The organism is Cryptosporangium arvum DSM 44712 (assembly GCF_000585375.1).
GTDB classification, from domain to species: domain Bacteria; phylum Actinomycetota; class Actinomycetes; order Mycobacteriales; family Cryptosporangiaceae; genus Cryptosporangium; species Cryptosporangium arvum.
This window is the reverse complement of record NZ_KK073874.1, coordinates 8,229,979-8,249,139: the sequence shown is the minus strand read 5'-3', so window position 1 is coordinate 8,249,139 and position 19,161 is coordinate 8,229,979. Positions and strand designations below refer to the sequence as shown.

Here is a 19,161-nt window from a genome sequence, read left to right as displayed (position 1 = left end):
TCCGGACTCCGCGGCCTGTCCAGTCTTTTCATTTTTCATGCCCTCCCGGGTTGCTGGTGTGTGTGAGTAGCCGGGCTGGGGGCGAGGAGCGTTGGGATGACCGCTGATACCGCCCCGATCAGGCCTGCGCCCGGTCTGCGTCAACCGAAGCCCGTGGTGCTCGAGGGGCAGGCCTCGTTGTGGTCTCTGGTTACGTTGTGGACGTTCGTGGCGGTGCCGTTCGTCGCTCTGCTGGCGGCGGTGCCGATCGCCTGGGGCTGGGGCCTCACGCCGCTCGACGCCACGGTGGCCGTGGTGGCGTATCTGATCACCGGCTTCGGCGTCACGGTGGGCTTCCACCGCTACTTCACCCACGGGTCGTTCAAGACCCGTCGGTCGGTGCGGGTGGCGTTGGCGGTCGCCGGTTCGCTCGCGGTGGAGGGATCGGTCATTCAGTGGGTCGCCGATCATCGGCGTCACCACGCGTTCACCGATCGGGAGGGCGACCCGCATTCGCCGTGGCGGTACGGGACCAGCCCCGGTGCGTTGGCCAAGGGCATGTTCTATGCGCACTGCGGCTGGTTTTTCGACAACGAGACGACAACCAACCGGGCCCGTTTCGCGCCGGATCTGCTCGCCGACCGTGACCTGCGGGTGGTGGATCGGATGTTCGGTCCGCTGATCGTGGTGTCGCTTCTGACCCCGGCGGTGATCGGGGGCCTGGTCACGTGGTCGTGGACGGGTGCGCTGACCGGGTTGTTCTGGGGCGGTCTGGTGCGTATGGCGCTGCTGCACCACGTGACGTGGTCGGTGAACTCGGTCTGTCACGTGGTCGGGAGCCGTCCGTTCGTGAGCAGGGTCTCCGACCGGGCGACGAACTTCTGGCCGCTGGCGGTGCTCTCGTTCGGGGAGAGCTGGCACAACTCGCATCACGCTGATCCGACCGGCGCACGGCACGGGGTGCTGCGCGGACAGGTCGACCCGTCGGCGCGTCTGATCTGGCTTTTCGAGCGGCTCGGCTGGGCGTGGGAGGTGCGGTGGCCCGATCCGGTCCGGCTGGCGGGCAAGCGCAGCGTCGGTCACTGATCGATTTTCGGATGCCGGTCGTCGACCGGCTTTTCCTGGAGGATTTTCATGCAATCTCGTAACACTGTGGTCCGATCAATGCACGACACCGGTCTGGCCAGTTGGTTCGGTGGGTCGCTGATGGGGGCGGTCGGCGTGAACGGCGCCGCGAACGAGGTGGGGGACGAGAAGGACCGGGTGCGTGTCGCCGCCGCTGGGTGGGCCAGGTGGTCGCCGGTGGCGGCCGTCTCGATCGGTACGCACCTGGTCGGTGGTTTGGGGCTCGTGGTCGCCAACCGCGGCCGGGTGGCGGGTCAGGCCGGTGTCACGGCGAACACGGTCGTCAAGACCGTCGTCACGGTGGCGGCCGTGGCCGCCACCGCCTACAGCGGGGTGCTCGGGGCCCGGGTGGCCACCGCGGGGAAGGTGCCGGCCGAGGGCGGTGTCGTTCCCGGGGAGCAGACCCCCGACGACGTCGCGGCCACGCAACGGCAGTTGCGTGTCGTGCAGTGGGTGATCCCGGCGCTGACCGGGACACTCATCGTTCTGGGTGCACAGCAGGGTGAGCAGCAGAAGCCCGATCAGCTGTTGATCGGTATGGCGAAGCGGTCGAGCCGGACCGCACGCCGCCGGTTCGCGAGCCGATAGGACCATCCGACGGGCCTGCCGGGCGGTTCTTCCGGCGGTCCCGTCGTGGCTGCTTCAGAACGTCCTTCTCGTCGAGATCGCCGCCGTGGGCCGACCGGGACCGGGGGCGCTCACCGAGGAGGACGGACGAATGCCTGAGAGTCCGCGGTGCCGCCGGTGAACGTCCAAGTGGCGCTTCTCTTCGTCCTGGTCGGACTCGCGGTCGTGCTGGTCGTCCGGTGGGTCGCCGAACGTACCGGTCTGCCGGCGGCCGCGCTGCTGACGGTGGCCGGCGTCGGCTACGCGTTCCTGCCCGGGCCGAACGTCGTCCTGGATCCCGAGGTCGTGCTGACGTTCGTGCTTCCGCCGCTGCTCTACAGCGCGGCGTTGGATTCCTCGCTGACCGCGATCAGGCGCAATCTGCCGACCGTGGTCAGCTTGTCGGTGGCGTTGGTACTCGCCACCGCGTTGACGATCGGCATCGGATTCGAGTGGTTCGTCGAGGGCGCGACGCTGGCCGTGGGCATCGCGGTGGGTGCCGCGGTCGCACCGCCGGACCCGGTTGCGGCGCTGGGCGTGGCGCGCACGGTGGGTCTGCCGGTCAAGTTGGTCACGTTGATCCGGGGCGAGGGACTGCTCAACGACGCGACCGCGCTGACCCTGCTCAGCGTCGCGGTGGCGGCCGCGGCCGGCGGCGGTTTCTCAGCGCCCGCGGCGGTGGGACAGTTCGTGTTGGCGGCGGCCGGCGGCCTTCTGGTCGGTGTGGTGATCGCGTACGGGGTACGTCTGCTGCGCCGGGTCGCCCGGGATCCGCTGACCGCGAACGCTCTTTCGCTGGCCACTCCGTTCGTGGCCTACCTGGCCGCGGAGAACGTCCACGTGTCCGGGGTCCTGGCGGTCGTGGTCACCGGCCTGATCGTCGGCCACGACGCCCCGAGGTTCGCGTCGGGGGAGAGCCGACTGCAGACCGGCGCGGTCTGGCGGCTCGTGGACTTCCTGCTCGAGGGGTTCGTGTTCCTGCTGATCGGGCAGCAGGTGCCGGTGATCCTGGACGGGCTGCGGAACTACTCCGTGAGCGTGGTCGTGCCGGCGTTGGTGATCACGGTGGGCGTCGTTCTCCTGCTCCGTCCGGTGTGGCTGGTCGTGACCCAGTCGCTGCCGCGTTCGCTGCACCTGCAGTTCGGCGCAGGTCGGGTCGTCGACGAGGGCGCGACGGTCTCCCGAGGGTCGCGATGGATCGCCGACCGGCTCACCGGCCGGGAGGTCGTGGCGCTGAGCTGGGCCGGCACCCGCGGCGTGATCAGCCTGGCCGCGATCTTCACGCTGCCGACGTCCACCGACACCGGGGCGCCGTTCCCGATCCGCGATCTGCTGGTGTTCTGCACGTTGGTGGCGGTCCTCGTCACCTTGCTCGGGCAGGGACTGACCTTCGCCCTCGTGGTTCGTGCCCTCGGGCTCCGCGCCGGTGGAACCGACCAGGCCCGGGTGCGTAACGAGGCCCGCGAGGCATCCGTTCACGCGGCGCTGGTCAGACTGGACGAGCTCAAGAACGAGGAACCGGACTGCGATCTCGCCTCGATCGCGTCGACCCGTGCACGTCTGCGTGCACGCGCGATCCGGTACCAGGATCGGCTTGATGTGCTCCGAGACGCCCACCCCGACGACGTCCCGGCGTCCGGGGGACACGAGTCGGCGCTCCGGGTACGCCGCGCCGCGATCGACGCTCAGCGCGACGAGTTGCTGCGCTGGCGCGATGCCGGGCGCCTTCCCGACGAGAGCCTGCGCGTCCTCGAACGCGAGCTCGACCACGAGGAACGCGTCGTACCGGACGGTCCCACCCGCTGACGAGAAACGTCAGGCCGTCGGCGACTCGTCGCCGGCCGCCGCGGCGAGGTCGGTGGGACGGCCGGCGGTGTTTGTCGCCGTCAGCGCGGCGGCGAACGGGACCAACTGGTTGATGGCGTTGAGGAAGACCAGCAGTCCGACCGACCCGGCGACCAGCTGGTAGCTGGGGTTGGCTTCCGTGCGCTCCACGTAGAGCCGACCGAGGGTCTTGAGCAGCTCCAGGCCGGTCGCCACCAGCAGCGCCGGTCCCAGGATGCGGCGCAGCGACCTCCGCACGTCCGTGGCGGTCACCAACCAGCGTGCGGTGGCCGTGGTGCCGTACGCCACCGCGAGCGAAGCCGCGAGCAGGAGCCCCAGGCCGATCAGCACCAGGAGGTCGGTGAGTACCCGGCCGGTCACTGCGGCGGCGAGCCGTCCACCGTCGGCCTCGTCGTAGCGGATCGCGGCGCGGGCGAAGTGGTCCAGCCAGCCGACACGTCGGCGGAGCCGCCGCCAGAGCGCGGACGTCCGCCGGAGACGCCCCGCTATGTGCAGATGCAATCGCGGGACAGTGCGTTTGTCAGCGTGGCCGCGCAGTAGCGGCGCGAGATGGGGTCGTGGGCCGCGGCGTCGTGGCCGCAGACGTCGCACGCGTGCGGTGCGGTGTCCCTCGCGTCGGAGGGCGTCGCGCGGCGGACGAGGGCAGGCATCGGACTGGTCATGAGGACTCCGTAACTGATCAGGAGCGATCGATGGGGTCAGCGGCGCGGCAGGAGCTTCGAAGGGCCCGCCGGTGGTGCTTCCCCTCGGTCGACCGCGGCTTCGTGACTGTCGCGGGCGCGTTGGAGCAGGGCCATCAGGGCGGCTTCGTCGCGGACCTGACGGCGGTACTCGGGCCCGAGCGCCACGATGTGGTCGCGCTCGGCGAGCAGCAGGCGGAAGATCCGCTCCCGCTCGGCCGCGTCGGTCGTGTACTCCGCGTCCAGGTACGCCGCCGCGTGCCGGCGTGCGCCGGCGATCGCGGTGCGTGCCTTACCCGCCGGGCTGAGCAGCGACGCCCCGATCGTCAGCAGGAGGACCCCGACGACGACGCTCAGCGACAAGCCGGTGCCGATCTCCACCACGGGAACGGGTTCGCCGTCGTTGATGATCGGCACGTTGTTCTCGTGCAGCGCGTGCAGGACCAGCTTCACCCCGATGAACCCCAGGATCGCCGCCAGGCCGTACGAGAGATAGATGAGGCGGTCCAGCAGACCGTCGATGAGGAAGAACAGCTGCCGCAGCCCCAGCAGCGAGAACGCGGTGGCGGTGAAGACGATGTACGTGCTCTGGGTGAGCCCGAAGATGGCCGGGATCGAGTCCAGGGCGAAGAGGACGTCGGTGCCGCCGATCGCCACCATCACCAGCAGCATCGGGGTCATCACCCGGACGCCGTCCTGGACCGTGAACAGCTTGTCCCCGTCGAAGTGGTCGGTGGTGTGGAAGAACCGGCGGCCGAGCCGGACCGCGAGGTTGTCCGCGGTGCGGGACTCTCCGTCGTCGGGTTTGAGCATCTTCCCGGCCGTGAGCAGAAGAACCAGTCCGAACACGTAGAAGACCCAGGCGAACGAGTTGATCAGCGCCGAGCCGAGGAAAATGAACCCGGTTCGAGCGACGAGTGAGAACACGATGCCGAACAACAGCACCTTCTGCTGGTCTTCGCGGGGCACGCGGAAGCTCGTCATGATGATCAGGAACACGAACAGGTTGTCGACGGAGAGCGCCTTCTCGGTGACGTAGCCGGCGAAGTACTCCGAACCCGCTTGGGTGCCGCCGACCGCGAAGACGCCGATACCGAACAGCACCGCCAGGCCGACGTACAGCGCCGACCACAGCGTGGCCTCGCGGAGCGTCGGAACGTGGGCTTTGCGAACGTGGAAGACGAAGTCGAACAGGAGGAGCCCGACGATCGCGGTGATCGTCAGGCCCCACACCAGTGGAGTGACCTCCATCAGCGCTGATCTCCGGTACCGCCGTGGGTGGGTGCGGCGGTCTGTTGGTTGCCGCCCGGCCGGATCGGGCCGACCAGCGCGTCGCTGATGCTGTCGCGGGCGGCATCGGCCACGGCCTCGGGTGTGATTCCGAATTCCTGGTAGAGCCGTTGGTAGTCGGCAGAGGCGCCGAAGTGCTCGAGGCTGACGATCCGGCCGGCGTCGCCGACGACGTCGCGCCAGCCCTGGCCGATTCCGGCCTCGACGCTGACCCGCGCGCGAACGCTCGGCGGCAGGATTTCGTCGCGGTAGACCTCGGTCTGCTCGGCGAACCACTCCCGGCACGGCATCGAGACGACCCGCGCGGGGATTCCCTCCGCGGCGAGCAGTGCGCGGGCGTCGAGAGCGATCTGTACCTCGGAACCGGTGGCGATCAGCAGGACCGCCGGGTCGGCGTCCCCGGTCAGCGCGTATCCGCCGCGTGCCGCACCGGACGCCCGGGCGTAGCCGCCGGGGCCACGGTCGAGGACGGGCAGGTTCTGCCGGGTGAGGATCAGGCCGGCGGGCCGGTCGGTGTGTTCGAGGATGGTGCGCCAGCAGGCCACGGCCTCGTTGGCGTCGGCGGGCCGGACGACGTCGAGTCCGGGAACGGCCCGCAGTGCGGCCAGGTGCTCGACCGGCTGGTGGGTGGGGCCGTCCTCGCCCAGACCGATGGAGTCGTGCGTCCAAATGTAGGTGGCGGGCAGTTGCATGAGCGCCGCGAGGCGCACCGCCGGGCGCATGTAGTCGCTGAAGACCAGGAACGTGCCGCCGTAGGGGCGGGTCAGGCTCTGCAGCGCGATGCCGTTGAGGATCGCGCCCATGGCGTGTTCGCGGATACCGAAGTGCAGGGTCCGCCCGTACGGGCCACCGCTCCAGTCCCGGGTCTGCCGGTCGGCCGGGACGAACGAGGGCTCGCCGTTCATCGTGGTGTTGTTGCTCTCGGCGAGGTCGGCGGAACCGCCCCAGAGTTCCGGGAGGACCGGCGCGAGGGCCGTGAGGATCTCGCCGGACGCCTTGCGGGTGGCCATGCCCTTCGGGTCCGGCGGGAACGCGGGCAGCGCCGCGGTCCAGCCGTCGGGGAGCTGCCGCTTTTGCAGCCGGTCGAGCAGAGCAGCGCGGCCGGGGTTGGCGTCGCGCCAGTCCGCGTACCGCGGCAGCCACTCCTCGTGCAGACGGGCGCCCCGGACGACGGCGGAGCGGGTCCGGGTCAGCACGTCGTCGTCGATGGCGAACGTGGCGTCGGGGTCCATGCCGAGCAGGGTCTTGGTGGCGGCGATCTCGTCGGCGCCCAACGCGGAGCCGTGGGCCTTGCCGGTGTTCTGCTTGGTCGGCGCGGGCCAGCCGATGATCGTCCGCAGCTGGATCAGCGACGGGCGGCCGGTGTCGGCTTTGGCGTTCTCCACCGCGGCGAGCAGCGCGTCGACGTCCTCGACGTATTCGCCGGTGCCGGTCCAGTCGACGGTCTGCACGTGCCAGCCGTACGCGGCGTAGCGGGCGGCGACGTCCTCGCTGAACGAGATGTCGGTGTCGTTTTCGATCGAGATGTGGTTGGAGTCGTAGAACAGCACCAGGTTGCCGAGCTGCTGGTGGCCGGCGAGCGAGCTCGCCTCGGCGGTGACCCCCTCCATGAGGTCGCCGTCGGAGGCCACCACGTACACGTGGTGGTCGAACGGGCTCGCGCCCGGTGCGGTGTCCGGATCGAGCAGACCACGTTCGCGCCGGGCCGCGAGCGCCATGCCGACCGCGCTGGCCAGACCCTGGCCGAGCGGGCCGGTGGTGATCTCCACCCCGCGGGTGTGCCGGTACTCCGGGTGCCCAGGGGTGGCGGAATTCCACGTCCGGAGGGCCTGGAGGTCGCTGAGTTCCAAGCCGTAGCCGGCCAGGTAGAGCTGGACGTAGAGGGTCAGGCTGGAGTGGCCGCAGGACAGCACGAACCGGTCCCGGCCGAGCCACTCGTCGTCGTTCGGATCGTGCCGCAGCACGTTCTGGAACAGCAGGTAGGCCAGCGGAGCCAGGCTCATCGCGGTACCGGGATGGCCGTTGCCGACCTTCTGCACCGCGTCCGCGGCCAGCATCCGGGCGGTGTCGACGGCCCGGATGTCGACGGCGTCCCAACCCGCGACAGCGGCGATCGGTGCCGCCGCCCGCCGGTCGAGGGAGAGGTCCTGCGTCATGGGATGTCCCGATCCGTCGGTGGTGTCGATCAGGTTCCGACGAGCGCGGAACGCTTGTCGGCGATGCCGTCGAAGAGCTGCTGGAAGGAGTCGACGAACGCGGCGACGCCCTGGCGTTCGAGCTCGGCGACGACGTCGTCGTAGTCGACTCCGGCCGCGGCGAACCGCGCGAACGTGCGGCGGGCGCCCTCGACGTCGGTGGTCAGCGTGCCGGCGACCAACCCGTGGTCGACGAACGCCTCGAGCGTCGGGCGGGGCATCGTCGTGACCGTGTTCGGCCCGATCAGCTGCTCGACGTAGGTCACGTCGCGGCGGTCCGGGTTCTTCATCGACGTCGAGGCCCACAGGCAACGCTGCGGTGAGGCGCCGATCGCGACCAGCCCGGCCCATTCGTCGCCGGTGAAGATCTCCTCGTAGGCCTCGTAGGCCAGCTTGGCGTTGGCGATCCCCAGCGTGCCCTTCAGCTCGGCCGGGCCACCCTTCTCCTCGAGCCGACGATCGGCTTCGGCGTCGACGCGCGAGACGAAGAACGAGGCGACGGATGCCACCGACCGCAGGTCACCGCCGGTGTCGCGGAGGCGCCGCAGGCCGCGCAGGTAGGCCTGGGCCGCCGCGCGGTGACGCTCCAGGGAGAACAGCAGCGTGACGTTGACCGGGATGCCGCGGGCGATCGTCTCCTCGACCGCGACGAGACCGGCTTCGGTGCCCGGGACCTTGATGAACAAGTTCGGTCGGTCGATGCGCCGATGCAGGGAGACGGCCTCGTCGACGGTGGCCTGGGCTTCGTGGGCCAGGTGCGGGTCGACTTCGAACGACACCCAGCCGTCCCGGGAGGAGTCGCCCCGGTCGTAGACCGGCCGGAGAAGGTCACAGGCGGCGCGGATGTCCTGAATCGCGAGGGCGAGGAAAACCTGCTTCGGGTCGACCTCGGACCTCAGGACCTCACGCATCTGCTGGTCGTAGGCGTCGCCGTCGGCGATCGCGGCCTGGAAGATGGTGGGGTTCGACGTCACACCCGCGACGCCGTCGGCGACCAGGCCGGCGAGGTCACCATCGTGGACGAAAACACGCGACAGGTAGTCGACCCAGGGACTCTGCCCGCTGTCAGCCAGGGATTGCAACGAGGTGGGCATGACTCTCCGGTGTTTTCAATTGTGATGGAGCCGCAGCACGAGCTGGTGCGGCTCCCTCGTCTGCCCCCCGCCGAGCTCCGTAAACCCCGGGCCGGTCCGCCGTCTGCTCAGATCAGGCCGGGCACGCTGCTGGGGTCGGCGATCACCGCGTGGGCGACGTCGGTGAGGCGTTTGCTGTTGTTGCGGGCGTAGGCGCGGAGCCGGATGAACGCTTCGTCGACGCTGATCTGGTGGATCTGGGCGATCGCGCCTTTGGCTTGTTCGATGACGATGCGTGTGTTGAGTGCGCCCTGGAGTTGTTCGGTGAGCACTTCGCCGCGGTGGATCGCTCGCTCTTGCAGCAGTGAGATGGCGGCGACGTCGGCGAGTGCTTGTACGACCGGGACATCGTTGGCGTCGAAGTGGCCGCCGAGGGCGCCGCCGAAGACGTTCAGCGCTCCGATGGTGTGGTTACGTAGCCGTAGCGGGAAGGCGTGGACGGACCGGAATCCGAGGGCGGCGGCCTGGGGTGCGAACCGCGGCCATCGGGGGGTCGCCTGGCTCAGGTCGACGTTGACCACTGGTTTTCCCAGGCGGTAGGCCTCCTGGCAGGGGCCTTCCTGGGTCTGCAGCTGGAAGAGTTCGAGGAGTTTGACGTTCTCGTCGGAGCCAGCCATGAATTCCAGCCGGCCGTCTTTGTCGGCCAGGACGATTCCGACCGCGGCCGCGCTGACGAGGTCGGCGGTGCGGTCGGTGAGCATGTGCAGGAATTCGAGCAGGTCGAATTGTTCGACCAGGGTGTCGGCGACCTCGACGAAAACCGACGCCAACCGCTCGGCGGAAACGGTCGTCATGTCTGCCTCCCGGCTTCTGGGGGTGGAATTTCATGGGTCATGACTCGTCCTGGTCGAAACTCAGCCGCCCGGCGACGACGTCACGGGCGATCTCACTCAGCGCGCGGTTCTCGGCGTAGGCGTATGCCCGCAGGCGGACCATGGCTTCGTTGATCGTGCCGCCGATCTGCACCATCACCATCCCTTGGGCCTGGAAGAGCTCCGCCCGGGAATCGACCGCATCGATGACGCCCTGACCGACACCACCGTTGGAGTCGTCGTGCTCGTCGAGGAGCATCGCGACCGCCACGTCGGCGAACGTCAACGCGTCGGTGAGCTGCTCGGCGGAGAGGGCGCCTTCCTGATCACGGAAGACGTCCAGGACGCCGAGTCGTGCCCCGCCGATCTGGAGGGGAAACGCGAAGACGGCCCGCACACCGCGCTCGTACACGGCGGGCGTGTACATCGGCCAGCGCGCCTCCGCGTACGCGACGAGGTCGGTGACGAGGACCGGGCGGCGGCTCTCGAACGCGTCGATGCACGGGCCTTCCCCCAACACGAACTGCAGCTCCTCGAGGCGTTCGCTCCGTGGGTCGGAGGCAGCGCACACGCCGCGGACGTCCCCCGGGGTGAACACGCTCACCCCGGCTCCCGATGCCGCGAGCACGCCCGTGGCGGCCCGGCAGATGCGCAGCAGGGTTCCTCTCGCCCCGGCGACCGGGGGTTGAGCATCGATGAGTCTTCTGATTGCGCTTTCCCGCTCAACCACGCTTTTCACACGGAAGCGCAGGACAGGAACTCGGAAATGGACCATTCTGGTCGGGCACGATGCGTCCTCTCGGTGTCTCGAGTCGACCACCGAGGGCCGGGGCAGCGAGGGCCGAAGGCACCGGTCCTAATTCGAGAGTACTCGCCGCCCTCGTCTACTGGTTGCCCGGCATCATCGGCCGTAGCATGAGATGCGCGGGCCCTCTGATGTCCGCTGCCCCAGCCCCCGGCATTCTTCGTTCTGGTCGGAGGCGAAGCGATGCTCGCGCGCGGCAACAATTTTCAGGGATCCGATGCGGGCCTCACGGTCTCCGCATGGCGTCCTCCCGGCCGGACCCGTCGAGCACGGGTGAGTCTGGTCGGTGAGGTCGACACGGCCGTAGCGGGCCTGCTGTCCGAGGCCGTCGACTGGTTGGCCGCCGATACACCGCCGGGTGTCCTGATCGACCTCGCGGGGGTGACGTTCGCCGGCTCGGCCCTGCTGAACTTCTTCGGCCGCCTCTCCCACGCGATGCCCGCCGACGGCGAACTGGTCGTCTGGCGATCCTCGCCCAGTGCCGACCTCGTCCTCCGAACCGGCGCCCTGCGGCGGTCGGTGCCCCGCTCGGTCCTTCTCTCCACCTGAACAGCGGTCACGATCGTCGTCGGGCGGGATGGTTGTCGCACCGGTGGTGCGGGTACGGCAGGTGTAGTTGTCTCCGCCGGGAGTTACCGGTAGTGGTCGTCCAGACCCCGCGGCCGTGTCCTGTCTTCGTGTCACGCCGCCGGTCTGCCGGGTGAGGTGTGGCTGCGCCGAGGAGTCACCCATGAGCCTGGACGCTGACATCGCGCGCCGGAGGGCGCCGATCGAGCCGATCGACCGCTACGACTACGGAACCTACTCCAGCGTCGAGCCGCTGTTCCTTCACTGTGCCGCGCTTCCGCACGGCTCGGCGGAACGGCTGCTCGTTCGGGAACGCCTGATCGTGATCCATCTGCCGTTGGCCCGTCACATCGCACGCCGATTCGATCGGCGTGGCGCGGAGTCCGACGATCTCCTGCAGGTGGCGTCGCTGGGGTTGGTGAAGGCCCTCGATCGGTTCGACCCGGCCCGCGGAACGGAATTTCTCTGGTTCGCGGTTCCGACGGTCACGGGCGAGATCCGGCGCCACTTCCGGGACCAGGGGTGGTCGGTCCGGGTGCCGCGCCGCCTGCAGGAGATGTCGATGGCGATCAACGCCGCGACCGTCGAACTCTCCCAGCGCAACAGCCGTTTCCCGACCTCGGGCGATCTTGCCGGGTACCTGCGCGTCTCCAGGCAGGACGTCGTCGACGGCATGGCGGCGGGCAACTCCTATGTGGCCGCGTCGCTCGACCGGCCCGTCGGAACCGACCCCGACAGCGTGTCCGTCGGAGAAATGATCGGCGTCGAGGAGTACGGGTTCGCCGTCGTCGACAATCATCAGTCGTTGATACCGCTGATGGCGCAGTTGCCGGACCGCGAGCGACGAATTCTTGGCTTGCGATTCGTCGACGACATGACCCAGACGCAGATAGCCGAGGAAATCGGCGTATCGCAGATGCACGTTTCCCGTCTGCTGACCCGGACGATCGCCGATCTGCGCACCGGCCTGCTCGAACGGACCTGACCATGCACTCGGCTCGACGGTGAAAACCGTCGGGCCGAGTTCCGGGAGGACGCCGGAATTACTTGGCGTCGTAGGGGTCGCGACTGCCGGACTTGGCCAGCCCGCGGCTGACCATGTAACCGACGGTCAGGATGACGATGAACAGCCAGGCGCGGTCGGCGCGGAAGGAGTCGCTGTGCCCGTCGTCGCTGCCGACGACCTGCGAAGCGATCAGCACGCCGAGGACGGCGACCACATAGGCGACGAGTTCGCTGGTCTTGAACGAGGCCTTCGTCTCGGTACTCAGACGCCGCGTGTGCGGGGTCCGGTCGACAGCGGTGTCGGCCGCGTAGGAACCGGTGGGGTTAGCGGTAGTCATTGCACTCCAAGTAAGAAATACGAAAACGAATTGTTTTCTCGTGCCACCGCGAGATGCCCGGCGGTAATCCCGCCAATCCTCTGTGGATCAAATCATTTTCATCTTCTCGCCCGGCCCGAAATCATTCGGAACTGCGAAACCACCTAGAGAGTTCCTCAGTGATCATTTCTACGATGCCCGGCGACCGCGCGGACGGTCGCATCGCGACGCCCGCCGGCACCCTCGCGTACACCACAGCCGGAATAGGCGAACCGGTGCTGCTGGTCCACGGGCTGGGGGGAACCCGGCGAACCTGGCGCCACCTGATCGACTCGCTGGCGGCCACTCACACCGTGATCGCCGTCGATCTCCCCGGCCACGGGCAGTCCGATCCGCCCGCCGGTGACTACTCCCTCGGCGCCCACGCGTCCGCGCTGCGTGACCTGCTCGTCGCGCTGGGGTACTCCCGGGCCACGCTCGTCGGGCACAGCCTCGGGGGCGGCGTCGCGCTGCAGTTCGCCTACCAGTTCCCCGAGCGCGTCGACCGGCTCGTGCTGATCAGCAGCGGAGGTCTGGGGGCCGAGGTGACACCGATGCTGCGCGCCGCGACGCTGCCCGGCGCCGCGGCCGTGGTGGCCGGCCTCGGCCGGATCCCGGCCGGCGTGACCCGCCGGGTCCTGCCCGTTATCTCCGTCGTGCCGGGCATGATCGCTCGCCAGGACGCTCGCGCGGTGGCCGAGGACGTCCGCGGGATGGCCCGGGCCGGTCACCGTCAAGCGTTCCTGCGCACGGCGCGCTCGGTCATCGACTGGCGAGGTCAGACGGTCAGCGCGAGCCGTCAGCTCGGTCTTCTCGCCGAGCTTCCGGTCCTGGTCGCCTGGGGCGGCCGCGACCGCACGATCCCGACGCACCACCACCGGACGCTCGTCCAGCGGCTGCCCGACGCGCGATCGCTGGAGATCGCGACGGCCGGGCACTATCCGCACGAGACCGCGCCCGGCCAGCTTCTCCCGGCGATCCACACGTTCCTGCGCACCACCGAGCGCTACCGCTACGACGAGCGACACTGGCGCCGGCTGTCGATCCGGGCCGGCGGTTGAGCCGCGTCTGTGCACGCGGGCCGGGGGTCGAGGCGGGTCAGTGCACGCGGGCCGGGCGGCGGGCGCGGCGGGCGACGGAGAGCTGGATGCGGGCCCGGGCGTCGTCACGTCCGAGGACCGTCCGGAGCTGGGTGGCGACGGCATCGGTGGCGGCGACGACCTCGGTCAGGTCGGCCCGCGGGTCGATCGTCCCGGTGAGGGTGACGACGAGCTCTCCGCGGTCGCGGCGCACCTTGCTGTGCGTCGCGCGAATCCCCGGAGCGTCGGCGAGGACCTCGGCGGCGGCTTCGGCCGGACCGCTGGGATCGATGAGCAGGCGCCCGGGCCGGCCGGAGCCCGGAAGCACGAGGAGGCCAGGGCCACGCCGCGGCAGGTGCGCCAGCAGCCACCACAGGCCGAGCAGAACGGCGAGGGCGCCGGCGCCCGCGGCGACCCACGGCCACCACCCCGAATCGAGGACGTCGTCGACGCCGGCCGACGACAGGGTCCCCGGGGAACTCGGCCACCACCGACGCAGTCCGCCCTGGTACCAGGCGGCAGCGCCGACTCCGGCGACGAAGAGGATGAGCCCGAGCAGAGCGGCCATCACGCGGTCGAGAGCAAGCACGGAGCGACGCATCAGTCGCCTTTCCGAGGCTGGAAGTGCGAACGGACCCGGACCTTCACGGCCATCGGTTCGACAAGTGCGTCCAGTCGCCGGTCGACCGTCTCCCGGACACGGTCGGCGATGCCGGGAACGTCCGAGTCGACGGTGACGGTGACCGATCGCCGGCCGGCCACGGAATGCGCGGCCAGCACGCCGTCGACGTCGTCGGCCGCGGCGGAAGCCAGCCGGGCAACGTCGCGGGTGCGGAGAAACACCCCGGTCTCGGACACGACCGCGAGGCTACGGCGTGACCGTGGCCGCAGCGCGGCGACGATCAACCACATGCCGATCAGCGCGACGGCGACCCCGGCGGGAATCAGCCACCACTGCGCGCTGAACCCGTCGAGGCCGTCGGCGAGCGCCGCCAGCCAGGTCCGGCCGGGCGCGCTGTCGACCTCGGAGAGCGCGTCGTGGAGGAGAACCACGCCGGTCGCGGTGAGCAGGATCGCGAACACGGGGCCGACGGCGCCGATGCGCCCGGCCCCGGTCTGCTGCCGCGCGGCGCGCATGGCTGGTTCGGGTGCGATGGTCATCGGACTCTCCTGCGCGCGGGTGCCGCCACCCGGACGAGGTCGGCGATGGTGACGTCGACGGCGTCCACCTGCAGTCCGGCCAGCCGATGGAGCTGGTCGGTGACGGCGTCTCTGACCTGTTCACCCAGGTGGGCGGCGGGGGTCGGCCAGAGGGCGACGATCTCGACGTCGGCGCGGACCCGACCGGCGGCGACGTCGCAGTCCACCCGCGGGTAGGCGCGCCCCAACGCCGAACTCAGCGCGCCGACGCTCTGCGCGGCCGGAACCACGCCGACCACCCGCGTGGCGGCGGCCTCGGCGATGCGCTGCACGGCACGGTCCTCGATGACCAGGCGGCCGCGCCCCCCGGGCTCGTCGTCGGCGGAAGCGGGGCCGGCGACGGGGCGGTCAGCCACGACTACGTCCCGGGACCAGACCGGTGAGGTTGACCCGGCCTTCCAGGTGAGCGCCGACGGCGTAGCCGACGGCCGCGAACAACACGGCGAGCAGGAACCACGCGAACCCGGCGGTGGCGGTGATCAAGGCGAGTAGGAGCCCGGCGAACAGGCCGACGGCGGAATAGGACATGGTCAACTCCCGATCGGATGGCGCGAAGAAACGGCTGGTGGAGCGGCGGTCGACGGCACCGGGTGACCGGAACCGCCGACCCGCGGCGAATCAGTCGGCCGCGACGTCCTCGACGAAGACGTGGACCGGCCTGGCGACCAGCGGGGTGACCGCGTCGTGGATCAGTTGCGCGGTGCGTCTGATCGGCGCGTCCACCGCCAGCACGACATGGACCTCGACGCGGTGATCGCCCAGTTTGATCCCGGTCACCCGTCGGCCGGGCAGGTACGTCGCCACCTCACCGAAGCGGCCCGGGTGCAGTCGCACCACACCGGGAACGGCCCGGACGAGGACGGCGAGGTCGTCAGCCGCCGTCGGTACCTGATCGATGACGGTCCCGGACCACCCCTCGATGGCCGGGACGGGCGTGCTCACTGCACCCGCGGGGTGCGGTCGGTGTCGTCGTCCTCGTCGTCCTCGGGCAGGTGGATGTCGGCGACCGCGATGTTGACCTCGGTGACGTCCAGGCCGGTCATCCGCTCGATCGACGCGATCACGTTGCGCCGCACGCCGGATGCGAGATCCGCGATCGCGACGCCGTACTCGGCGACCATGTCGATGTCGACCGCGGCCTGCGTCTCGCCGACTTCGACCGACACACCCTGCGAGTGGTTGACCCGGCCGCCCGGGATCCGTTCGCGCACGGCGCTCATGGCCCGCGATCCCCCACCACCCAGCGAGTACACGCCGGAGACGTCCTTCGCGGCGATCCCGGCGATCTTGGACACCACGGTGTCCGCGATCGAGGTGGTGCCCTGCGTGGTCTGCAGACCCTGGTCCCGGGTGGCCAGGTTCCCGGGCCGGTCGTTCGTCTTCGTCGGGGTGATGGTCGTCGACTCCGTCATGGGATCTCCTTCGGGTACGTCACCGGTCACGACAGCGACCGGCGGAACCCACCGTCGACTCGCGACGATGTGTCACCTAGTTAGAGAGCCGAAATGCAACAACCTCACGGTCAGAATCGGGTGAGCTAGATCACTAGACGGAATCCGGTGAGCCCGGGCGACGCGGGCATCCAGCGCGCCCCGAGCCTGGAGACGAGGCGCAGCCGTTGTCGGCGCAGTCGATACATCAGCACGCGCGGCCGGCCGCGGACCGCGTCCGGACGCCCGACCGGGTACTGTCCCGGCGCGCCGGGCTGGGCGACCGGAAAGCCTTCGCCCTCGTCGTGACCCGGTATGGACCCGGGCTCTACCGCTACATCTTCCGGCTGCTCGACAATCCGTCCGATGCCGAGGACATCCTGCAGGAGACGTTCCTCGACGCCTGGAAGGGCCGGGGCGGCTTCCGCGGCGACGCCGCGCTTCAGACGTGGTTGTTCACGCTTGCTCGTCGACGGGTGTATGCGCACTACCGGCACGCGCCCGAGGTGGGGCATCGCGGTCACGTCGACGTCGACGACGTCATCGACCGGCTTCCCGCGCGTGATGCCGACCCGGCCGGAACCCACCAGCGACACGATCTTCTCGTCGCCCTCGATCTGGCCCTGCGGATGCTGCCGCCGCGGCAACGGTCGGTCTGGCTCCTGCGGGAGATCGAAGGATTCACCTACGTCCAGATAGCGACCGTCATGGCTGTCACTCCCGATGCCGTACGCGGACTGCTCGAACGAGCCCGCGCCGCGCTGGTGATCACCTTGAAGGAGTGGCGTTGACCTCCGACCACGAGGGCGGTGACACGCTCACCCGGGCCACCCACCTGTTGCGGCTGCACACCGATGCGGGTTGGACCGCCATCAGCACCGACGTCCTGCACCGTGCCGGGCACGCCATCCGCCTCTCCGCGCCCGTCCGCGGCCGGCACGAGACCGGTGACTTCTCCGTGGCCGACCACGTCGTCGTCGCCCGCGTGCACGAAGCGGTCGACGCCGTACCGCACGCCGCCGCGGCCCGGATCACCTGCGACACCAACGCCCACCACGAGCTGGAATCGCTCACCGTCCAGGTCGTCGTGGCCTACGGCAGCCCCGTGCTCGGCGTCGCGGACCAGATCCACACCGCGACGGCCCGAACCCTCACCGACGTGCTCGGTGGGCCCGCCCGGTCGAACGTAGCCGTCCACACCCAGGTCAGCGACGTCACCGACGATCCCCGCGACGTCTGCTGAGCGCCGGGCGACCTCACCGAAGGAGATACGGGCGTAGGGACGACCGCAAGGGCGGACAGTCCATCCGGCATCTCTCGGTCGTCGAGAAACTGATCTGAGGCTCCTCGTCACCTGACACCAGTGTTCGCAACCGAACGTTTCGTCGGTTGCGAGGCCGATCGAGCGGGGCGCGGGTTCGCGGGAAGGTAGTGGCACAGCAGGGGGAACACACTTACTTACTCAGGAGGCTGGACGACATGAGCGGCTGCTACGACTACGACTACAACCAGTGCAACGACTGGGACTACAACGAGTGCAAGCCGCGTCGTCGTCGCCACCACAAGAAGCGGTACAACGACTGCTGGGACTACAACCCCTGCAGCTGACGTACACCACCACCACCGAGGGCCGGGGAGCACACGCTTCCCGGCCCTCGTAGCGGTGACGAGGCGGCATGACCCGACCGATGCGCAGTGGGCGGTCCTGGCTCCCCTTCTGCCTGCACGTTCGTCCTCGGGTCGTCCGCCGAAGTGGGAGAAACGACAGCTCATCGACCGGATCCGGATCGGCGCGCCGTGGCGTCCCGGCGGACTATGCGCCTTGGCGGACCATCTACGGGTTGTTCCGCCGCTGGCAGCGCGACGGCACCGGGGACCGAATCCTCGCGACGCTGCAGCCGACCGCCGACGCGGCCGGCCGGATCGGGTGGACGGTGAGTGTGGACTCCACCACCAGCCGCGCCCACCAGCACGCCGCCGGCGCCCCCAGGAACGGGGACCTGCAGAAACAACCGCCCGGCGGTGTCCACGACGAACCCGCAGATCATGGCCTCGGGCGTTCCCGCGGGTCTTGACGACCAAGACGCATCTGGCCTGCGAGCAGGGCCAGGAGGTCCTCGCGCCGATCGTGACCGCCGGACACCGCGGCGACAGCCCGCAGTTCATCCCCGTCCAGCGTCGGATCAGAGTCGCACGACCCAGCGGCGGCCGAGCCCGCACCCGCCCTGACCAGGCGGCTCCGGTCGTTGGCGCGGGTGGCGAGGACGACCTGACCGGTTGCGATGTCGCGCAGCGGAATCGTGGTCAGGCCCGGATGTAGCCCGGTCGCGTAGTCGAGGGCGGCCGATGGCCACGGCTTGTCCCGAGGCGACATCGAAGCGGATTCCGCGGATCAGAGCCTCCGTCGCGGAGCCCGCCCCATCATCTGATAGATCCTTCTCAAATAAGACCATCCTCTGGTCTAATGATCGAAGCTTCCCGACGCGCCACGACCTGATCGACGCGCTCGGACCGCTCAGAAGGAGGAGACAACGTGCTGTCCGAAACCCATCCGAACGCCGTGTGGCTGGCTGACCTGTACCGGGGTGGCGCGGCGATCACGACCGACTCGAGCCTCGATGACGACGAGCGGCTCCGTCGGCAACGGCAGCACACCGAGGAAGTCATGCAGCGGATGTCTCCGGACCTGGTCATCCACACCGGCGGCGTGCGGCTCGCCGCGACGGGGGGACAGGACTTCCTGCGCCGCTACGTGAAGCGGCGGGCGAGTCTCGCCGACGCCAACGTCGAGCCGGTCGGCTTCGATCAGATTCTCGCCGACGACCACTACGGCATCGTCCACGGAACGTTCCGCACATCGCGCGGCGACTGGACGTGGACTCGCGTCGGCATGGGGGCGTGGCGTTTTCACGAGGGTCTGGCGGTCGAGCACTGGGAGCTCTCCGACGGACCGAAATGGGACGAATTCTTTCTCGCCGGAGACCCGGCGTCGTTCACCGGGTCGGCGCAGGACTTCTGGACCCACGGCGTCTGACCGCGCCACCCTATCCAGGA

Annotated in this window: 24 protein-coding genes and 1 pseudogene; 11 read left to right on the top strand and 14 right to left on the bottom strand. The window is 69.6% G+C overall.

Annotated features, from left to right (window positions below; all coding sequences use genetic code 11):
* Positions 1-96 precede the first annotated feature (96 nt).
* From CRYAR_RS37655 to CRYAR_RS37645, 3 genes are all read left to right on the top strand, one after another.
* A complete protein-coding gene (locus tag CRYAR_RS37655; RefSeq protein ID WP_051571454.1) occupies positions 97-1,065 on the top strand; it encodes an acyl-CoA desaturase in 969 nt (322 codons plus the stop codon).
* 78 nt (positions 1,066-1,143) lie between these two features.
* On the top strand, positions 1,144-1,692 hold the full coding sequence (locus tag CRYAR_RS37650) for a hypothetical protein (protein WP_211247830.1): 549 nt from the start codon (positions 1,144-1,146) through the stop codon (positions 1,690-1,692).
* 147 nt (positions 1,693-1,839) lie between these two features.
* On the top strand, positions 1,840-3,516 hold the full coding sequence (locus CRYAR_RS37645; protein ID WP_051571453.1) for a Na+/H+ antiporter: 1,677 nt from the start codon (positions 1,840-1,842) through the stop codon (positions 3,514-3,516).
* Positions 3,517-3,525: 9 nt separating this feature from the next.
* Here CRYAR_RS37645 and CRYAR_RS37640 read toward each other — a convergent pair whose 3' ends face one another.
* The 7 genes from CRYAR_RS37640 to CRYAR_RS37615 form a co-directional block, all read right to left on the bottom strand.
* Positions 3,526-4,056: a hypothetical protein gene (locus tag CRYAR_RS37640; protein ID WP_035857952.1), complete on the bottom strand. Its 531-nt coding sequence runs from the start codon at positions 4,054-4,056 to the stop codon at positions 3,526-3,528.
* Positions 4,041-4,205, bottom strand: a complete 165-nt coding sequence (locus tag CRYAR_RS51390) for an RGCVC family protein (protein WP_425389407.1) — start codon at positions 4,203-4,205, stop codon at positions 4,041-4,043. The genes CRYAR_RS37640 and CRYAR_RS51390 overlap by 16 nt, the downstream gene beginning before the upstream one ends.
* A 48-nt stretch (positions 4,206-4,253) precedes the next feature.
* Complete coding sequence (locus CRYAR_RS37635) at positions 4,254-5,486, bottom strand: TerC family protein (RefSeq protein WP_035857950.1); 1,233 nt, start codon at positions 5,484-5,486, stop codon at positions 4,254-4,256.
* On the bottom strand, positions 5,486-7,681 hold the full coding sequence (gene tkt / locus CRYAR_RS37630) for a transketolase (RefSeq protein ID WP_035857948.1): 2,196 nt from the start codon (positions 7,679-7,681) through the stop codon (positions 5,486-5,488). Before tkt ends, CRYAR_RS37635 begins: the two co-directional genes overlap by 1 nt.
* Before the next feature lie 29 nt (positions 7,682-7,710).
* The gene (gene tal / locus CRYAR_RS37625; RefSeq protein ID WP_035857946.1) at positions 7,711-8,814 is read right to left on the bottom strand and encodes a transaldolase; all 1,104 of its coding nucleotides are present in this window, start codon (positions 8,812-8,814) and stop codon (positions 7,711-7,713) included.
* A 107-nt stretch (positions 8,815-8,921) separates the two neighbouring features.
* Positions 8,922-9,647, bottom strand: coding sequence for a GAF and ANTAR domain-containing protein (locus tag CRYAR_RS37620; protein ID WP_035857944.1), 726 nt, complete (start codon positions 9,645-9,647; stop codon positions 8,922-8,924).
* A gap of 37 nt (positions 9,648-9,684) precedes the next feature.
* Positions 9,685-10,404 carry a GAF and ANTAR domain-containing protein gene (locus CRYAR_RS37615; protein ID WP_035857942.1) on the bottom strand — a complete coding sequence of 240 codons (720 nt, stop codon included), beginning with the start codon at positions 10,402-10,404 and terminating at the stop codon, positions 9,685-9,687.
* A 339-nt stretch (positions 10,405-10,743) separates the two neighbouring features.
* Between CRYAR_RS37615 and CRYAR_RS37610 the strand changes: the two genes are divergently transcribed.
* Both CRYAR_RS37610 and CRYAR_RS37605 read left to right on the top strand, forming a co-directional pair.
* On the top strand, positions 10,744-11,019 hold the full coding sequence (locus CRYAR_RS37610) for an STAS domain-containing protein (protein WP_035857941.1): 276 nt from the start codon (positions 10,744-10,746) through the stop codon (positions 11,017-11,019).
* A gap of 67 nt (positions 11,020-11,086) precedes the next feature.
* A complete protein-coding gene (locus CRYAR_RS37605; RefSeq protein ID WP_211247828.1) occupies positions 11,087-12,022 on the top strand; it encodes a SigB/SigF/SigG family RNA polymerase sigma factor in 936 nt (311 codons plus the stop codon).
* Positions 12,023-12,080: 58 nt separating this feature from the next.
* Here CRYAR_RS37605 and CRYAR_RS37600 read toward each other — a convergent pair whose 3' ends face one another.
* Entirely contained in the window at positions 12,081-12,380 is a 300-nt protein-coding gene (locus CRYAR_RS37600) for a hypothetical protein (protein ID WP_035857940.1), read from the bottom strand.
* Between the two features lie 158 nt (positions 12,381-12,538).
* Here CRYAR_RS37600 and CRYAR_RS37595 point away from each other — a divergent pair, with 158 nt between their 5' ends.
* A complete protein-coding gene (locus CRYAR_RS37595; protein ID WP_169745144.1) occupies positions 12,539-13,459 on the top strand; it encodes an alpha/beta fold hydrolase in 921 nt (306 codons plus the stop codon).
* 37 nt (positions 13,460-13,496) lie between these two features.
* On the opposite strand, the gene CRYAR_RS37590 is transcribed toward CRYAR_RS37595, so the two are convergent.
* The 6 genes from CRYAR_RS37590 to CRYAR_RS37565 all read right to left on the bottom strand — a co-directional run bounded on the left by CRYAR_RS37590 (position 13,497) and on the right by CRYAR_RS37565 (position 16,089).
* A complete protein-coding gene (locus CRYAR_RS37590) occupies positions 13,497-14,078 on the bottom strand; it encodes an Asp23/Gls24 family envelope stress response protein (protein ID WP_157018375.1) in 582 nt (193 codons plus the stop codon).
* Positions 14,078-14,638: a DUF6286 domain-containing protein gene (locus CRYAR_RS44170; protein WP_157018373.1), complete on the bottom strand. Its 561-nt coding sequence runs from the start codon at positions 14,636-14,638 to the stop codon at positions 14,078-14,080. Before CRYAR_RS44170 ends, CRYAR_RS37590 begins: the two co-directional genes overlap by 1 nt.
* Positions 14,635-15,033 (bottom strand): Asp23/Gls24 family envelope stress response protein, encoded by a 399-nt coding sequence (locus tag CRYAR_RS37580; protein ID WP_035857938.1) that lies wholly within the window; start codon positions 15,031-15,033, stop codon positions 14,635-14,637. The genes CRYAR_RS44170 and CRYAR_RS37580 overlap by 4 nt, the downstream gene beginning before the upstream one ends.
* On the bottom strand, positions 15,026-15,205 hold the full coding sequence (locus tag CRYAR_RS37575; RefSeq protein WP_035857937.1) for a DUF2273 domain-containing protein: 180 nt from the start codon (positions 15,203-15,205) through the stop codon (positions 15,026-15,028). Before CRYAR_RS37575 ends, CRYAR_RS37580 begins: the two co-directional genes overlap by 8 nt.
* A 90-nt stretch (positions 15,206-15,295) precedes the next feature.
* Complete coding sequence (locus CRYAR_RS37570; protein ID WP_211247827.1) at positions 15,296-15,619, bottom strand: hypothetical protein; 324 nt, start codon at positions 15,617-15,619, stop codon at positions 15,296-15,298.
* Complete coding sequence (locus CRYAR_RS37565; protein ID WP_084701478.1) at positions 15,616-16,089, bottom strand: Asp23/Gls24 family envelope stress response protein; 474 nt, start codon at positions 16,087-16,089, stop codon at positions 15,616-15,618. Before CRYAR_RS37565 ends, CRYAR_RS37570 begins: the two co-directional genes overlap by 4 nt.
* Before the next feature lie 206 nt (positions 16,090-16,295).
* Here CRYAR_RS37565 and CRYAR_RS37560 point away from each other — a divergent pair, with 206 nt between their 5' ends.
* From CRYAR_RS37560 to CRYAR_RS37545, 5 genes and pseudogenes are all read left to right on the top strand, one after another.
* Positions 16,296-16,898 carry an RNA polymerase sigma factor gene (locus tag CRYAR_RS37560; protein WP_051571450.1) on the top strand — a complete coding sequence of 201 codons (603 nt, stop codon included), beginning with the start codon at positions 16,296-16,298 and terminating at the stop codon, positions 16,896-16,898.
* Positions 16,895-17,350 carry a hypothetical protein gene (locus tag CRYAR_RS37555; protein WP_157018371.1) on the top strand — a complete coding sequence of 152 codons (456 nt, stop codon included), beginning with the start codon at positions 16,895-16,897 and terminating at the stop codon, positions 17,348-17,350. Before CRYAR_RS37560 ends, CRYAR_RS37555 begins: the two co-directional genes overlap by 4 nt.
* Before the next feature lie 236 nt (positions 17,351-17,586).
* Positions 17,587-17,715 (top strand): hypothetical protein, encoded by a 129-nt coding sequence (locus CRYAR_RS50455; protein WP_281174598.1) that lies wholly within the window; start codon positions 17,587-17,589, stop codon positions 17,713-17,715.
* A 55-nt stretch (positions 17,716-17,770) separates the two neighbouring features.
* A pseudogene (locus CRYAR_RS51080) lies at positions 17,771-18,337 on the top strand (transposase); the annotation flags it as partial.
* A gap of 303 nt (positions 18,338-18,640) precedes the next feature.
* A complete protein-coding gene (locus CRYAR_RS37545; RefSeq protein ID WP_035857932.1) occupies positions 18,641-19,141 on the top strand; it encodes a hypothetical protein in 501 nt (166 codons plus the stop codon).
* Positions 19,142-19,161: the final 20 nt, after the last annotated feature.

Bases quoted from the DNA above. Each gene is read 5' to 3' on its own strand.
- CRYAR_RS37590 (WP_157018375.1), bottom strand. From the start codon at position 14,078: ATGCGTCGCTCCGTGCTTGCTCTCGACCGCGTGATGGCCGCTCTGCTC.
- CRYAR_RS37635 (WP_035857950.1), bottom strand. From the start codon at position 5,486: ATGGAGGTCACTCCACTGGTGTGGGGCCTGACGATCACCGCGATCGTC.
- CRYAR_RS50455 (WP_281174598.1), top strand. From the start codon at position 17,587: ATGAGCGGCTGCTACGACTACGACTACAACCAGTGCAACGACTGGGAC.
- CRYAR_RS37565 (WP_084701478.1), bottom strand. From the start codon at position 16,089: ATGACGGAGTCGACGACCATCACCCCGACGAAGACGAACGACCGGCCC.
- tkt (WP_035857948.1), bottom strand. From the start codon at position 7,681: ATGACGCAGGACCTCTCCCTCGACCGGCGGGCGGCGGCACCGATCGCC.
- tal (WP_035857946.1), bottom strand. From the start codon at position 8,814: ATGCCCACCTCGTTGCAATCCCTGGCTGACAGCGGGCAGAGTCCCTGG.
- CRYAR_RS37600 (WP_035857940.1), bottom strand. From the start codon at position 12,380: ATGACTACCGCTAACCCCACCGGTTCCTACGCGGCCGACACCGCTGTC.
- CRYAR_RS37655 (WP_051571454.1), top strand. From the start codon at position 97: ATGACCGCTGATACCGCCCCGATCAGGCCTGCGCCCGGTCTGCGTCAA.
- CRYAR_RS51390 (WP_425389407.1), bottom strand. From the start codon at position 4,205: ATGCCTGCCCTCGTCCGCCGCGCGACGCCCTCCGACGCGAGGGACACC.
- CRYAR_RS44170 (WP_157018373.1), bottom strand. From the start codon at position 14,638: ATGACCATCGCACCCGAACCAGCCATGCGCGCCGCGCGGCAGCAGACC.
- CRYAR_RS37575 (WP_035857937.1), bottom strand. From the start codon at position 15,205: ATGTCCTATTCCGCCGTCGGCCTGTTCGCCGGGCTCCTACTCGCCTTG.
- CRYAR_RS37650 (WP_211247830.1), top strand. From the start codon at position 1,144: ATGCACGACACCGGTCTGGCCAGTTGGTTCGGTGGGTCGCTGATGGGG.
- CRYAR_RS37620 (WP_035857944.1), bottom strand. From the start codon at position 9,647: ATGACGACCGTTTCCGCCGAGCGGTTGGCGTCGGTTTTCGTCGAGGTC.